The sequence below is a fragment of the Streptomyces sp. A3M-1-3 genome (assembly GCF_024213665.1).
Classification (GTDB): Bacteria; Actinomycetota; Actinomycetes; order Streptomycetales; family Streptomycetaceae; genus Streptomyces.
Genome location: NZ_JANAVP010000015.1, coordinates 59,124 through 73,049 on the forward strand (window position 1 = coordinate 59,124; position 13,926 = coordinate 73,049).

At 68.4% G+C, this 13,926-nt stretch carries 21 protein-coding genes; 3 read left to right on the forward strand and 18 right to left on the reverse strand.

The window, feature by feature from the left end; genetic code table 11:
* The first annotated feature begins 632 nt into the window (after positions 1-632).
* A complete protein-coding gene (locus tag NLX86_RS18670) occupies positions 633-860 on the forward strand; it encodes a helix-turn-helix transcriptional regulator (RefSeq protein ID WP_254372846.1) in 228 nt (75 codons plus the stop codon).
* 582 nt (positions 861-1,442) lie between these two features.
* Here the strand turns inward: NLX86_RS18670 and NLX86_RS34480 are convergent.
* The 4 genes from NLX86_RS34480 to NLX86_RS18685 all read right to left on the reverse strand — a co-directional run bounded on the left by NLX86_RS34480 (position 1,443) and on the right by NLX86_RS18685 (position 3,629).
* A complete protein-coding gene (locus NLX86_RS34480) occupies positions 1,443-1,577 on the reverse strand; it encodes a hypothetical protein (protein WP_302061491.1) in 135 nt (44 codons plus the stop codon).
* On the reverse strand, positions 1,574-1,771 hold the full coding sequence (locus NLX86_RS18675) for a hypothetical protein (protein ID WP_254372847.1): 198 nt from the start codon (positions 1,769-1,771) through the stop codon (positions 1,574-1,576). The genes NLX86_RS34480 and NLX86_RS18675 overlap by 4 nt, the downstream gene beginning before the upstream one ends.
* A 116-nt stretch (positions 1,772-1,887) precedes the next feature.
* Positions 1,888-3,105 (reverse strand): helix-turn-helix transcriptional regulator, encoded by a 1,218-nt coding sequence (locus tag NLX86_RS18680; protein ID WP_254372848.1) that lies wholly within the window; start codon positions 3,103-3,105, stop codon positions 1,888-1,890.
* Between the two features lie 179 nt (positions 3,106-3,284).
* Positions 3,285-3,629 carry a hypothetical protein gene (locus NLX86_RS18685; protein WP_254372849.1) on the reverse strand — a complete coding sequence of 115 codons (345 nt, stop codon included), beginning with the start codon at positions 3,627-3,629 and terminating at the stop codon, positions 3,285-3,287.
* Between the two features lie 121 nt (positions 3,630-3,750).
* Between NLX86_RS18685 and NLX86_RS18690 the strand changes: the two genes are divergently transcribed.
* Positions 3,751-3,951 (forward strand): ribbon-helix-helix domain-containing protein, encoded by a 201-nt coding sequence (locus tag NLX86_RS18690; RefSeq protein WP_254372850.1) that lies wholly within the window; start codon positions 3,751-3,753, stop codon positions 3,949-3,951.
* A gap of 285 nt (positions 3,952-4,236) precedes the next feature.
* On the opposite strand, the gene NLX86_RS18695 is transcribed toward NLX86_RS18690, so the two are convergent.
* Complete coding sequence (locus NLX86_RS18695) at positions 4,237-4,614, reverse strand: hypothetical protein (RefSeq protein WP_254372851.1); 378 nt, start codon at positions 4,612-4,614, stop codon at positions 4,237-4,239.
* A 126-nt stretch (positions 4,615-4,740) separates the two neighbouring features.
* Between NLX86_RS18695 and NLX86_RS18700 the strand changes: the two genes are divergently transcribed.
* The gene (locus tag NLX86_RS18700; RefSeq protein WP_254372852.1) at positions 4,741-4,935 is read left to right on the forward strand and encodes a hypothetical protein; all 195 of its coding nucleotides are present in this window, start codon (positions 4,741-4,743) and stop codon (positions 4,933-4,935) included.
* Positions 4,936-5,061: 126 nt separating this feature from the next.
* On the opposite strand, the gene NLX86_RS18705 is transcribed toward NLX86_RS18700, so the two are convergent.
* The 13 genes from NLX86_RS18705 to NLX86_RS18760 all read right to left on the reverse strand — a co-directional run bounded on the left by NLX86_RS18705 (position 5,062) and on the right by NLX86_RS18760 (position 13,925).
* Positions 5,062-5,259: a hypothetical protein gene (locus NLX86_RS18705; RefSeq protein ID WP_254372853.1), complete on the reverse strand. Its 198-nt coding sequence runs from the start codon at positions 5,257-5,259 to the stop codon at positions 5,062-5,064.
* A 155-nt stretch (positions 5,260-5,414) separates the two neighbouring features.
* Entirely contained in the window at positions 5,415-5,564 is a 150-nt protein-coding gene (locus tag NLX86_RS18710; RefSeq protein ID WP_254372854.1) for a hypothetical protein, read from the reverse strand.
* Between the two features lie 9 nt (positions 5,565-5,573).
* Positions 5,574-5,957: a DUF3307 domain-containing protein gene (locus NLX86_RS18715; protein WP_254372855.1), complete on the reverse strand. Its 384-nt coding sequence runs from the start codon at positions 5,955-5,957 to the stop codon at positions 5,574-5,576.
* On the reverse strand, positions 5,957-6,607 hold the full coding sequence (locus tag NLX86_RS18720) for a collagen-like protein (RefSeq protein WP_254372856.1): 651 nt from the start codon (positions 6,605-6,607) through the stop codon (positions 5,957-5,959). The genes NLX86_RS18715 and NLX86_RS18720 overlap by 1 nt, the downstream gene beginning before the upstream one ends.
* The gene (locus tag NLX86_RS18725) at positions 6,604-6,954 is read right to left on the reverse strand and encodes a hypothetical protein (protein ID WP_254372857.1); all 351 of its coding nucleotides are present in this window, start codon (positions 6,952-6,954) and stop codon (positions 6,604-6,606) included. The genes NLX86_RS18720 and NLX86_RS18725 overlap by 4 nt, the downstream gene beginning before the upstream one ends.
* A 13-nt stretch (positions 6,955-6,967) precedes the next feature.
* Positions 6,968-7,321, reverse strand: a complete 354-nt coding sequence (locus NLX86_RS18730) for a hypothetical protein (RefSeq protein WP_254372858.1) — start codon at positions 7,319-7,321, stop codon at positions 6,968-6,970.
* Positions 7,322-7,344: 23 nt separating this feature from the next.
* Positions 7,345-8,337 carry a peptidoglycan-binding protein gene (locus NLX86_RS18735; RefSeq protein ID WP_254372859.1) on the reverse strand — a complete coding sequence of 331 codons (993 nt, stop codon included), beginning with the start codon at positions 8,335-8,337 and terminating at the stop codon, positions 7,345-7,347.
* A complete protein-coding gene (locus tag NLX86_RS35100; protein WP_374213910.1) occupies positions 8,334-8,819 on the reverse strand; it encodes an HNH endonuclease signature motif containing protein in 486 nt (161 codons plus the stop codon). Before NLX86_RS35100 ends, NLX86_RS18735 begins: the two co-directional genes overlap by 4 nt.
* A 48-nt stretch (positions 8,820-8,867) precedes the next feature.
* Positions 8,868-9,386 carry a hypothetical protein gene (locus NLX86_RS18740; RefSeq protein ID WP_254372860.1) on the reverse strand — a complete coding sequence of 173 codons (519 nt, stop codon included), beginning with the start codon at positions 9,384-9,386 and terminating at the stop codon, positions 8,868-8,870.
* Between the two features lie 14 nt (positions 9,387-9,400).
* Positions 9,401-9,904 carry an H-type lectin domain-containing protein gene (locus NLX86_RS18745; protein WP_254372861.1) on the reverse strand — a complete coding sequence of 168 codons (504 nt, stop codon included), beginning with the start codon at positions 9,902-9,904 and terminating at the stop codon, positions 9,401-9,403.
* Positions 9,905-9,914: 10 nt separating this feature from the next.
* A complete protein-coding gene (locus NLX86_RS18750) occupies positions 9,915-10,595 on the reverse strand; it encodes a hypothetical protein (protein ID WP_254372862.1) in 681 nt (226 codons plus the stop codon).
* Positions 10,592-11,683, reverse strand: coding sequence for a DUF5047 domain-containing protein (locus NLX86_RS18755; RefSeq protein ID WP_254372863.1), 1,092 nt, complete (start codon positions 11,681-11,683; stop codon positions 10,592-10,594). The genes NLX86_RS18750 and NLX86_RS18755 overlap by 4 nt, the downstream gene beginning before the upstream one ends.
* Position 11,684: 1 nt before the next feature.
* Positions 11,685-13,925: a hypothetical protein gene (locus NLX86_RS18760; protein WP_254372864.1), complete on the reverse strand. Its 2,241-nt coding sequence runs from the start codon at positions 13,923-13,925 to the stop codon at positions 11,685-11,687.
* Position 13,926 lies beyond the last annotated feature (1 nt).

Genomic DNA, 13,926 nt, shown 5'->3' on the forward strand with positions numbered 1-13,926 from the left:
CCGTCAGCGGATCGGCATGCCGGACAGCGTCCGGGCGATGACCAGGCGCTGGACCTCGCTGGTGCCCTCGAAGATGGTGTAGATCGCAGATGTGCCTTGCCCGCTCGCCGATCACCCTGCGGCAATGTCTCCACCACCTGCCCGGCAGCCACATTCCCTGGGTGTTGCTCCGGGTTCTACTGCGTTGCTCTGGGTTCCATGGGGGTGATCATCTCCCAGAGATCTCCCGCAGTGTTGCCCACACTTCGCGGGCCCAGGGAGCACAATGAGCACGAGCCCCCCTCCAGCTATCGGAGGGGGGCTCGTTCAGTGCCGGGGGTCCCGACGAGCGGGCCACTCAACTGGAGCCCCGGCACGCATGAGGGGTGTAGCTGCTACTGCTCTCCTTGCCTAACGAGCGCAGTCACGAACAGCAGTTCACCCGTTCGAGTGAACAGACGTTCGATTTTCTGCAAGGTACACCGGACCTTGCGGCATATGCCAGTAGGCCGCAGGGCTGGCGGCGGGCGGAGGAAACGACTCCCACACCTGCTCTACGGGGAGGAGTGGCCCGTCCGTCGCGGCAATCCATGATCAATTAATGCCTCATTATTGCTGCTGACTTATGATCTTGATCGGCGCAGCGTTTTCGGATGCCAGCCGAACAGCCTCAGTGGATCCTCGACGCCCGCCGGCAGCTCGGCCTACGCATCCGCGACGCCCGCATATACGCCGACCTCACCCAGGAAGAGCTGGCCCACCTGACCGAGATCGACCGGTCCACGATCCAGCGCATCGAGTGGGGCGGAGAGGCTAAGTTCAGCCATCTACTTCTCATCGCGCGAGCCCTCCGCCTGCCGGTACGTGACCTCATGCCGTAGCCGACCGTTGATCACGGCTGGCCAGGGGGCATGAGTCTGACCCATGAACGCCCCTGGCGAAAGGGTGTCGCAGGTGAACATTTTCGAAGGCTAACTACTTATTGCCACCCTGGTCAGGATCCCGCCCGCTGCCGCACCGCCGCGGTCAGCGAGGGGCGTCTACGTCGTCTGCCGCGGTCGGCAGTGGCCGGTGTCCCTCGGACCAGTGGTTCACCCAGCCGCACGTAGGGCACGAGTACCGGCCCTCGATCCCGCGCACTTCGGCCTGGCACTTGCGGCAGTCGGTACGCGTGATCTCAAGCGACGGTGTGGACTGCGGGGCCGGCAGCGGTTCGGGCTCGGTTCGGCTCATGCCCGCAGGCTACCGGCGAGGGCTGCGGGGCAACCCCGGACTGCCAGCCGCAGCTCAGGCAGTACCAGCCGCCGGTCGGGTTCTGCGCCGTCTGGGCGCCGCAAATCGGACAGTTCACTACTGCCTCCCGATCAGTCGAAGGATGAAGCCGGTGGACCAGCCGCATTGGTTGGAGCAGAACCAGCGGCCGAGGTTGTCCTGGTGGACAGGGCCGCCGCAGTGCCCGCAGTTCACGGCCGCGGCTCCCGCTTCGGGCATGCGGTGTGCTGGTGCACGGTGCTGCCGGGGCCGGATGCCCGGTCGACGTCATACGACCGGTACGCCTCGCCCTGCTTGATCGGCTGGTCGCACTTCCCGCAGATCATGACTGGCCGTCCTTGTGTGCGGGGCAGGCGCGGGGGAACCAGCGGACGCGCTGGCCGGCGCGGCGGAACCAGCGCGGGGTGAGGTCTACCGCGGTGGCGTTGTCGAGGGCGACCGCGCAGTAGACGCAGGCGGTGCCGCGGATTTGGCGTTCGGATAATTCTGCTACGGCTGGGAGTTGCTGCAGGTCGGGCACGGCTCCGCTCCCCGGATCGTCGGTGATCACTGTGTCACTGACGGTAAGGCGGTGGGGCGGTGGCGAGGGGGAGGGTTCCTCCCCCCATGCCGAGGGGGAGGGTTCCTCCCCCTGCCCTACACCGGCACGCCGAGGTCCAGCGCGAGGCGACGCGCATCGTCCTGCACCATCCGCGGCCCGGACTTCACCAGGCCGGGCAGCACGCTGCGCGTGTGCAGGTTGTACTGGATCGTTTCCGGCGACTCGCGGAACGCCTTCTGCAGCAGTGACACCGCGGCGACGCCTTCGTCCTGCATGCCGTAGGCGCGGGCGGTTTCGATCAGGTGGTAGGAGCGGCGGGTTGCCGACGGCACGCGGTCCAAGTCCAAAGCGGCAGCGACCTCGAGGGCCTTGCCGGGCTGGAGCAGATCGTTGTGCATGGTGAGGGCGTAGGCGTCGACGACTCCCTGTCCGAAGATGAGCCACGGGTGGGCGTATCCGTCACCGAGGCGGCGGGCCGCGTCGTCGGCCCTGTCCCAGTACCGCCACGCGTCACCGGCCCGCCCCACTTTGGCGAACGACAGGGCGACGGCGAGCTGCAACAGCCCCCAGCGGGCGAGGTCCTCGGGGTCGTCCTCGCGCAGCAGCCCGGCAGCCTGTTCGGCGAGGTCGACGCGGGCCTCTGCCGCCTCGTTGGCGTCGCGGTAGACGTGGTTCATGTACCAGGCTGCGGCGGCGATCGCGCGCGGACTGTCGGCGTCCTGGGCTGCGGTCATCGACCGGTCGCCCGTGAGCATGACCAGCTCGGGTGCGGGCTGGAAGGACAGGAAGAGTTGGGCGAGGTGGTACGTCTCCGCTTGTGCGACGAGGGCCCGCCTGCGGTCGGCGCCCTCGAGGGTGCGGGCTGCGTGCTGGGTGTCGGCGAGCAGGTCGGGCACGAGTGCGGCGATACGGGACCGGTGGTCGCCGCGGCCATGCCACAGCTGCCACGCCTGCCGAACGCGGGCAGCCAGTACCTGCGCCGGTTCAGGCTCGGCGTCGGCGGGCTGAAGCCGGTACGTGGTCAGCGCCCGTTTGATGACGGGCAGGTCGCCGTGCAGGGCCTTCGTGTACGTGGCTGCAGCGATGCGCTCGTCCCCGGTCAGGTCGGTGACGTCGCAGCCGAGGACGTGTGCGAGGTGGAGCAGCATGGGGAGTCGGGGCATTCCGATCGTGCCGTTCTCGAGGGCTTTGACCCAGTCGCTGGAGCGGCCCATCAGGCCGGCGACGACGGGCCGGGTGAGGCCGGCGCGGTCGCGTGCGATTCGGGCGCGCTGGCTGAAGGTGAGGGGTGCGGGGTCGGGCTGCTGGGGCATACTGGACTCCGTTCTGACCTAGTCATTCAGAACGCTACTCCCCTGAGGTGATGGGGAGATGACGAAGGCGCCCCTCGACCTGACGGCCGGGGGGCGTTCTCGTTGGGGGCTGCCTCTTGTCGTACCGGCCCCAGGGTTGACATGCCAGCGCCCCGCCGGTTGGGCGGGGCGGTCTAGCTTCAGGCGGTCACGCGGTCGTCGTTCCTGCCGAACAGCACGGAGGCCCGGAAGGTGACCTTGTAGGCCTCCTCCAGGGCTTGCCTCGCGTCGAATAGGGCGTCCAGTCGTACCCGTGCTGCGCTTCCGTCAGGGGCGGGTACCAGTAGGGCCCAGGGGGCCAGGAGGGCTTCCGATCCCTGTTCGGTGACGTGCTTGATCTGGGCGATGTACCCGGCCCAGTAGCCGCGGTTGTTGGTGTCCTGTACGGCTGCGGCCTGGAGGGCTGCGACGAACGCGTCGGCGGCGTTGGTGAGGTTCTCAATCGCGTCGATGGCCTCGTTGGTGATGGACTGTGTGGTGTTCATTTCCGTCTCCCCTGTTCGCCGCTCGTTTCTGTATTACAAGAATGCGCCCGCCGGGCAGCCTTGTCAACCCGTCGCGCCAGATGGATGGTAGTTTCTGTAATACAGAAACCTAGGAGGGGTGATGGCAGGACGACCCGCAACAGGACGGACGCCGGTGATCTCGTTCCGGCCGCCGACGCCGCTACGGGAGGAGCTCGACGAGCTCGCCACGGCGGAGGGGCGCGACCGGTCCGACGTGCTCATCGAGGCCGTGCACGACTGGGTCAGGAAGAAGCGCCGCGAGCAGGCAACATCCCGGCCGGCTGACAGTGGCGCCCCGTAGCCTTCGTGCTCTGGTGGATGAGGCTGTGCGTACCCGTCGGCCGATCGATGGCGGCCGGTATCAGCGGCTGGTGGTGGAGTGGGCCGCGGCCGTGCAGGGCGAGCAGCGACTCGCGGCGTAGACGTGCGACCGCCCCGCCGGGTGCTGACCGGGCGGGGCGGGGCGGGTAGCGCCAGGCAGCCATGCCAGCGCGGATGGGATGCCAGCAGTCTACGGGCGGGCGCTGACAGCGGGGGGCGTCAGAGGTCGGCTGGCGCGGGATGAGGTCGGTCACGTGCTCTCCGTTCAGGCGGCCTGGGCGAGGAGTTGGGTGCGCATCTGGGCGAAGTACTGGGCGCCTGCGCTGCTGGTGTTGACTCCGGCGTCGATCATGTCGCCGAGGAGCTTGCAGAACTGCCAGGGGCTGAGCTGGTCGATGTACTCGATGACCATCCAGGATCCGCGCCCGTTCTTGATGTCCTTGACCCAGGCGCAGGCGGCGTCGAAGGCGGGGATGAAGGCTGCTTCCTGGTCGGGGTGGAGAGTGCCGCGCTGCATGGCGGCGGTGACGACCCATTCGGCGATCTCGCGGTGGAGGTCGAGGCCTTTGCGGTCGCGGCGGGTGCGGGTGCCGATGGAGAGGAAGTGGCGCATCTCCTGGGCGAACTGCTGTCCCTTGGTCATTTCGATCACTCCCGCTCACTCGCCGTTTCTGTACCTACAGAATGCGCCTAAGGTAGTCCCTTGTCAAGCGGTCGCGGCAGATGGATGCTAGTTTCTGTACCCACAGACTGAAGGGGGTGGCCGCAAGTGGCCAGACCGAAGACCGGCGAGACGCCGATCCGCAACGTCCGCGTACCCGACGGCGTATGGAACGCCGTCAAAGCCAAAGCCGCGACGGAAGGCCGGACCATCACCGACGTCGTCGTCACCGCACTCCACCGCTACGCCGCCACGCCCGCCAAGAGGGAAGCCGCCGAGCAGGAGCAGCCCGAGGCGCCGTAGCGCGGGCGTCAAGGGCGTGCGCAGGACCTGCACGCACGAACGCCCGCCCCCGGTGAGGGGCGGGCGCAAGGCGACGGGGAGGGTGGGCCGCCAGTGTGGCACGGAGGGCTGACAGCGGGCAGGCGGTCAGGCGGGGCGAACCGACCTGACCTCGCTGTGGTAGTAGATGTGGCGGCCGCCGCCAGAGACTCGGATCGACAGGCCGCGCTCACCCTGGCCGAGGAAGACACCCCGGCGTGGTCCCCTCAGCGCCCACCGGTGCAGCTTGACCTTGACCTCTTTGCCCACGAGGCCTGTGCGGTCCGGAAGTTGGTACTTGCTCACGGCGTCCCCTCCTTAGGGATGGCTCCAGTGTGGCAGGCGGTCAGGGGCGTCAGGCTCTCCTGTGACTCCCATGAGACTCCCCTGATGGCAGCACCAGCACAGCAGAAAGCCCCGCCGCCCGCCCGTGAGGGCGAACAGCGGGGCAAGCGCGGGGGCTACTCGGGTTCGTCCGGCGGCCAGTCAGGTTCGACGAACAGGCCCTCGTACTCGGCTTCGATCAGGCCGAGTTCCACCATCGACGCCGTGTCCCCGGCCGCCGGATCGATCCTGCGGGCCACCGGACGCGGCGGATGCTGCTCAGGCATCTCGCCTCCTTACAGGTAGCGGACAGCTGCCACGTTGATGATGAGGTGCATCGTGTTGTCCGCGATGATCATGAGCCAGACGGTGAGCCAGGTGGGCCGGTCCTGGTGGTAGCCAGTCGCCGAACACTCCGACCATGGATGCCAGTAGGAGCGCGGGGCCAGGAAGTTCTTCGCCCACACCACATGCCTCGCAAGCCGGTAGTGGTCGATGACCGCATGCGTGACGACGATGACGGCCAGCGCCGCCGGGGACTGGGTGACGAACAGGAACGGCAACCCATACGTCAACGCGTGTGCCCAGGCGGGCCACCAGCGCTTCGTCTTCTCGTTCGCCATCCAGTCCGATTGCAACAGGTAGTCGCCCACCAGGTGAGCAAGCAGGACGCCGACCATCACAACCTCCTGTACGCGGCGGACATCGCCATCAACCCGACACCCAGCAGACCGCCCTCCGGCGGCGGCGCGCCATCGCGGCGGCACACCAGCGCGTCCGGATCATCCCGTGGCGCCTGCCAGCTGTAGCCCTCCGGGCAAGAAGCGCCAGCCGGCCCGCGCTCCCCCGGCGGACCCTGCTCGCCGCGCGGCCCCGGCTCCCCGGCAGGACCAGCCGCGCCGGGCTCACCCTGCGGACCGCGCGGGCCGACGACCGTATCGCCGTCCGCGCCCGGCACACCCGACGGGCCCGGCGAACCCGGTTCGCCGACACCGTCCTCACCGTCACCGCCCGGCGAACCCGACGGGCCGACAGGACCCGTCGGGCCGATCGGACCGAGGTAGCCTCGGGGACCCTGCGGGCCGGGCTCGCCTCGGCCAGGCTCACCACGCGACCCAGGCGGGCCGGCGATGGGCTTCTCGCCCAGACGCTGCACCTGCGCCGACAACGCGTCGCGCGCCTCATTCGCAGTACGCAGGTCATGCGTCAGGCCCACTACCTGAATCGCCAGCCAGCCAAGGAACAGCACCACCAGCACGACCGTGAACGCACCGAGCCACTCAGCCCGCGGCATCCGCAACGGACTGCGCTTCCTGCGGGCGTCGCTCATTTCGACACCACCGCCCAGATCGCGACCGCCACAGACAGCAGACCCAGCAGCACCGGCACGATCAGCTGATACAGCCGGGCCTGCCGGTCACGCTCCCGCTTGTCCCGCTCCGACAACTGGTACTGCTCGAACGCTGTCTCCAACGCGTCCCGCTCATCACGGACCTTCTGCACGTCCTGCGACAGGGCTGTGATCCGCTGGTCCGTATACGCCGACTGGAGCGAATACACCTCGGTCGACACCACACGGTCCAGGCGCTCGTTGATGCCACGGCCGAGGGCCTGGACCTCAGCGCGGAGGGCGTTCACCGTGCGCCCGAGTTCGCCGACGCTCAGCTCTTCGGGCACTGTGCTACTCCGATCAGACAGCCGTCGGCTTGGTGGGAACAGCCGGGGCCGGTGACACCTGCCCGCGGGTCAGGAGACCGAGGACCGCGAGGACGACCGCGTTCAGGGCGCCGACCGTTTCCGGTGCGACGTTGAAGCCGTAGGCCGCGAGCAGGGCGACGGATGCGGCGACGAGGCCGGTGAACGCCGACGGGGCGATTGGCCGGGTCACGGCCGCAGTTGCCGCAGCGAGTACGGCGGATATGACGGCGACGATCGCGCCGGCCTGCTCACCGGACAGGCCGACGTTGAACGTGACGAGCAGAGACAGGGCGGCGGAGATGGCCGCGATGACGAGCGCGGGCTCGCGCCCGAAGATGGACTTCACGGGAGTTCCGTTTCTCGAGGTGGTCAGGCGACCACGTTGAAGCCGCGCTTCTTGCCGAGCGCGACGAGAGTGGTCCGGCCGGGGATACCGTCGGCGTCCGCACCGGAGTAGCCGCACCGCTGCTGCCACTTTGCGTAGGCCGTCTTTGTCGCAGTGCCGTAGTGCCCGTCGGTGAGAGATGCGTTGAGGAGGCCTTCCTTCACGAGCGCCTGCTCGACGACCTTCACCCCGGGGTACGAGACCGGGGTGCCGGACTTCGGCGGGTCGGTGCGGGCCGCGGCAACGAGGCGGGACAGGTCGACCGTCGGCTTCGCGGGGGCGGGGGCCGGGGCAGGTGAAGTCGTGCCGCTGCCAGCCCCGAGTCCCTTGGCGAGGGCGATGACGCGCGGAAAGTCCATCGCCCCCGGGTCGCCATGGTCGTTCTCGGGCACGTGCTGGTGACCGCACCAGCCAGTGAACTTCGCCCACTCGGCGAACGACATGCGCGCCGGGTTCGCACCATACGAGGCCGGAGTCACGCCCGGCCGGCGCGAGTCCAGGCCGTAGGCGATCCAGTCCGTGACGCAGGTGAGCGGCACACCGTGATAGTCGTGCAGCCAGCGCACCAGCCACGCCACCTCCGCGAGCGCCCACTCGGGGGCGGCCGGCCAGTAGATGTAGTCGACGCCCGCCTTCTTGTCGCCCCAGCTGGTCTTCTTCTTGTCGTCGCAGGTGCCGACGAGTTCGATCTGGAAGGCGTTTGCCGTGTTGGTCTGGACGCCGCCAGGCTTGTTGACGAGGGCGCGGGCGGACTCGTCAACGTCGAAGTGCTGATACCAGCGGATCTTCTTGGCGGCGAAGTCGGGGACGCCGGTCACGTTCGGGGCGGATGCCCCGTTGCTGTAGGTGACCAGGGTTCGGCCTTCGGTGGTGTGGACGGCGCCGCAGTTCACTTCCATGTCGGAGCCGCTGTACCGGCCCGTGCCGTAGAAGTAGGTCTGCGATGCGCCCGGGATCTTCTGCGGGCCGGTCTTCATGTCGAACCCTCTCTCCTTGTCGCTCGCGCCGCTCGCGCCCTGGCGTTCTTGCAGGTCCGACAGATCCGGTTCTTGTGGCCATCGGGATGGGTCCGGCTGTAGAGGTTGGCGCCTGCATACGGGTGGCCAGCGGGGCAGTGTGTCTTGTCGGAGTGATGGGAACCGGCGTTACCGCGAGACACGTTCTCGGCCTGTGTCACCGGCTCAAGGTGGTCAGGTCGGACACAGCTCGGGTTCCTGCAGAGGTGGTCGAGCACGAGGTGAGTGGGTATCTCGCCCACGAGTTCCATGTAGGCAACCCGATGAGCGAACGCCACAGTCCCCTGACGGCCGCCCATGTTGATCTTTCCGTAGCCGTGCCGGTCCTGGTAAGCAGTCCATTCCATACAGCCGTTGGGCTCGGTCGGAACTCTGACCTTGGCCCAGAACCTCTGGGCATCCTTCGCGTGCATGGTCCTCTCCGCGCTCCTCGTTGAGGGCATGAGAAACGCCCCGGCCGGCTGGCTCGGGGCGTCAGTGAACGAACAGGGTCAGGCGGCGGGCGGGCAGCAGACGCCCGGCGCGGGCGGCGAGGTGGTCCAGCGGCGGACGGTCAGGACGCCGAGCGGGTCGACGGTCAGCGTGTCGCCCGACTGCCACGCGGTCGAGTGCGCATCCGCCCGGAGGACGACGGTGATGCGATGCCCGGCAGGCCAGTCCGCGGGCACCTGATGCACGGCGGTGATGTGGAGCGGCATGTGATGCCGCGCCGGGTCGACGTTGTCGCCGGACGACGGCGCGAGCTTCCACCACGGTCCGGCGGTTCCCTGCCCTGAGTCGGTGTCGTAGGCCCACAGATGCCAGCCCACGCCGACGTTGTAGCCGACGTCGTTCGTCACGCGGGCGCGCGCGTCCACGTCCAGGAGATCCCCGGCCGCGGCGGGGACGACGACCCGCAGCATCGTCCGCCACGTGTCGACCGGCAGGTCAACCGGCAGGGTTGTGGCCACCACCTCGTCGGTCGAGTAGAGGCCGGTCGGGGCGAGTTCGGTGGTGGTCAGGATCGTCATCTTCTCCGCTTTCGTCAGGGGCTGGTCGCGAACCAGTGGACGTCGACGTTTGAGCCGGTTGTGGTTCCCCCGGCTTCGGCGGCGAACAGAAACGCCGTGAAACCGCTCGTGCTGACGTTGGTCGCGCGGGAGATCCAGCGGGCGACCACGCCAGTACCGTTGTTGATGTTGATGAAGACGCGCGGGGTCGCAGGGAACGCGACCGGGAACGTCACGCTGGCCGTCGCCTGGTCAACGTTCGTCCACGACATCGCCACAGTGCCCGACTGGATGATCGGGCCCACGGGCACCCACGCCGATCCGTCGTACACGTAGAGCCGGTTGAGGTCCTGTAGCCAGGTCACCATCCCCTCGACGGGGCTGGTGACGGTGGCGGAGCGGGACGACGCCGAGGCGAACCGCATCACGGTGCGCGGCACAATCCCCGACGCCAAGTTCTTCGCCAACGTCTCGGCGTTGGGCGGGTCGGTCAGGGTGGCGACAGAGACGCCCTGCCCGTAGTCATCAGTGGTGGCCATACGGCCCCTCCTAGGCGATCTGGTAGGTGAGGCTCATCCGCAGGATGTTGCCGTTGGCGAACGTCGCGGGGGCGATCTGCGACATGTTGGCGCCGCGGGTGTCCGTCGTCGAAGCGGGGAACGTGGCGTTCGCCACCGTGCCGCCCGCGCCCAGGTTCACCTGCCCGATGTACGTCGAGCCCGACGTCAGGCGGGCGACGCCCAGATATGCGACGGCATCATCAGCCGACATGAATGGCACTCCGAACGTGTACGTGCCCGACCCGAACGCAGTCGTAGAACCAGGAATGACGATCACGGCTGCATGACATGTTTTGCCGATCAGCGTGTAGCGCCCCGTCAAGGTGCCGTTGCCGATCGACGGGTTTGTCGTCGATCCCAACCACGACGGCGTGTACGTCGCCCACGCAGGATCCCCCGTGGTGAGCATCCGGCCGACGGCCAGCCAGTTCCCCGACCCGGACAGGGTGATGACGATCCGGTCGTTGACAGCGGCGTTCTGGTAGGTCTCCAGGCGGCGGGCGATGACGCCGTCGGTTGTCGTCACCGTGCCGTCGGAGCCGACGGTCTGGACGATGGCCTGCCGCCAGTCCGCGCCCCGCACCGCCGGAGTGTCCATGCCCGCCGCCACCGCCTGGGCTCGGATCGCGTCGGCAATGTCCGCGGTGCGCCGCCGCGATGGGGGCGTCATGCGTCCTCCTTCGCCGAGATCGTGCGGATCGGGAAGTCGCCGCCCACCTCGAGCGGCACGGTGAAGGAGTGCGCTTGGTGCAGCTCCTTGGTGCCGTCGTCGTAGACGGCGCGCAGCACGTCGCCCGGGGCAAGAGCGGGGTTCGGCAGCGACGTGATGTCCGCCGACGCGTTGGGCGCCTTCGCGGACCGCAGCTTCAGCGAGGCCGCCGCGGTGCACTGCCCAGTCGTGATCAGCGTCGATGAGTTGTAGAACGCGGGCCGGCGCCCGAACGGACCGGACCAGTAGGTCGGGGAGTTCGGATCAGTGTCGACGACCAGGGAGCTGACGGGCGCTGTGTTGGACTCGGTGTTCTCGCCTCTGGCCAAGACCCCGTTGAACACTCCGTCGCTGCTCATGCGGCGGTCGGCCTTTATGAGCACACCGCCCTCGCCTGCTGCAACGGTCCAGGCGACCGGGGCGGTCAGCGGGTCGGGCAGCTCTTCGATGACGAAGACCCCGTCCGGGTCGGCGTACACCTCGGCTCCGATCGTCGCGGCGAGCTCAAGGACGGCCACCCATGGGTCAGCTTCGACGTCGTAGGTCTTGGCTCCGATCGCCGCGTCAGTGGCGGTGCTGACGATCTCGGCGTCGGGTATCGACCGCAGGATGAGCGCCGTGATCGCGGTGACGGCCGTGCCCGACACACGGTAGGGGGTGGTGAACTTGTCGTCGGCCACGATGATTTCGAGGCTCTTGCCGGACAGGGTGACTGGGCCTTCGTCGACGTCCCCGCCCGCGTCGTCCAGCCGGAACACTCCGAGCGGGACCAGTTCGATGGCGCCGTCGTTGAACTGGATGCCGCGGCTGATCCGCAGCTTCGCGCCGTAGGTGGCGAGCTTGTCCGTCGGCGTCCTGGGGATCAGTGCTGGGTCGGGCAGCGTCACCGTGCAGGTCCGCCGCACGGCCGACCCGCGGTCCACGGTCACGCTGCCGCCCGTGTGGTCCAGCCGCTCGACTCCGCCATCGGTCTTGAACAGCACCACCTCGGTCACCACCGTGTGCGATTCGGCGAGCGCCGCGAGGAACCGCGCAGAGACGGGATACACCTCAGCCCCCGATCCGCTTGTCGAGGAACACGCCCTCCCACGTCGCGTACTTCGCGAGCAGGTCGTTCCACGTCGTGTTCTCCGCCGAGATGTCCTGCCAGGTGCGGCCCGCGGATCCGGCGACACCGACCGTGGAGGGCATGTCGGACTGCCGCAGCGGCAACGTCCACAGGCGGCGCGGCTCAAGGCCGTAAGCGGTGATGCGGGCCTCCACCGTTTCCCCGACAGCGGCGTACCGGTCCTCGAGACCGAGTCCGGGCACGAACTGAACCAGGAGGACGCTGCCACTGTCGAGAAGACTGTGCAGGAGGACGCGTTCGTTATCGTCCTGCGTGCGCACCGTCAGGTCGCCTGCCAGACCGCCGCGCACGTCGGACAGCACGACAGCGTTCCGGCGCCCGCGCACCTGATGCTCGGCCTGCTGGACGGGCCTGCGCCAGTCGGGCGCGACGACCGCCTGCACACGCATGTTGCGCTGGGGTCGGCCTGGGTCCTTCAGCCAGCAGTAGTTCGAGTCCCCCGAGGCGATGGTGACCGTATTCGTGGCGCGGAACTCGGGGGTCTGGCTGCCGACGACCACCGACTCCATGTAGTAGGAGACGACGACGCCGAGAGGGGCCTCGTAGTCCTCGATGACCATGAGGTCGGAGGTGATGACCTGCCCGCTGATCAGGCCGCTGGTGCCGCGGACCAGGGTGCGGGTTCCGTCCGGAGCCACCCGCCAAACGGTGAGCAGTTCGCCGAGGTCGAGTTCCCGGTACGTGACGGTGATGTTGGCGGTGTCGTTGTGGGCCACGACCTGCGTCAGTGGCAGGGACTCGAACAGGGCTGGCCGGTCGACGCGCAGCACCGACGATGCGGCGGTCGCGGTCAGCGTCCACTCGAAGGCGCCCTGCGTCGCGCCCGCCGGGGCGACGAAATCGTTGCTGAGGATCCACCAGTTCGGCGTCGGCACGGCGGCCGCCGACGATGCGGTGGTGCCGAGGTCGGTGTTGGCCGCGTCGTACCAGCGGATCGCGCGGGTCAGCGTCCAGCCGCCCGCCGTCTGGTTGGCGGACAGTTCGGATCTGAACGTCTTGCCCGCGGCAGCGGCGCCGACGGGAAACTTCGCCGACCGGATCACCGAGGTGGTGGCGGTTGCCGAGGTGATCGTCAGCGCATAGTGCCTCTCAACCGCGTAGGCGCCCCACGGCGACGACCGTGCCAGCGTCGCGACACCGGATACGACCGTCCACCCGGCAATTCCCTGCTCGAAGCTCGCGTCCGCATACGGCACCACCGAACCGGCGCGCAGCACCGGGGCTACCGTGATGACCGCGCCGTCGATCCGCAGGACCTGACCGGCCGTACCGCCCGTGATGCCCGCAGCCAGCGTCGTCGTCGCCGTACCGGCCGGGGCCACAGCGCTGACGACCTGCCGGTACACACCCGTACCCGGCGCCGCCAGAATCGACCGAGTGGCCGCCAGCTGCGCCCCGCCCGCATCGTGGAACCGCAGCTCCACCCACACCGTCGACCCGCTGGTGGGCGGGTTGAGGTAGCAGTAGCCCATGTACTCGACACCGGGTGTCGCCTCAGGCCAGTCCGTGCTGCGGGTCCACGCGTCGCCGTTCGCGGTCACCGTCATCGCCAGCATGTGACCGCCGGCGAGGTAGTAGTCCACCGGCCACTGGAACATCGGCACAGCCCTGGCGATGGTGCAGTTGTTCTCGTTGGTCCACTCCCAGAACGCCGCGCGCTCCTGGTTCTCGGTGTTCGCCGCCAGCAGGTTGCCGGTCGTGCGCTGCGGGACGCCGAGGTACACGTTCTCGAAGTTGGAGATCACTCCGGCGGCTGCGGGCGTCGACGACACCACAACCTGGGCCTTCACGGCTCCGGCTGGCGCCCAGTCGGCCACAGAGATCCGGTGCAGGGTTGCCGACGCTGTCGCGGTCGTCAACGACCAGGAGATGGAGATCTCAGCGTTGGCCGAGTTCAGCCACCGGATACCGATCCGCTCGGGCACCGTAGCCCCGGAGGCATCGGCGAAGGTCTGATACTCCTGCCACTGGGTGACCGTGTACGAGGACACGGTGCGGGCCTGCATCTCACCCGACGCGACGCTGGTGAGCTTGAGCAGACCATCGCCGTTCCGGCCGCCCGTGCCCTTCGAGATCGTGCAGTTGAGCTTGCTGACCCAGCCGCTGGTGTTCGGGTCCACCGACTCGGTCGTGGCCGACAGCATGTTTCCGGGGATCGCCACA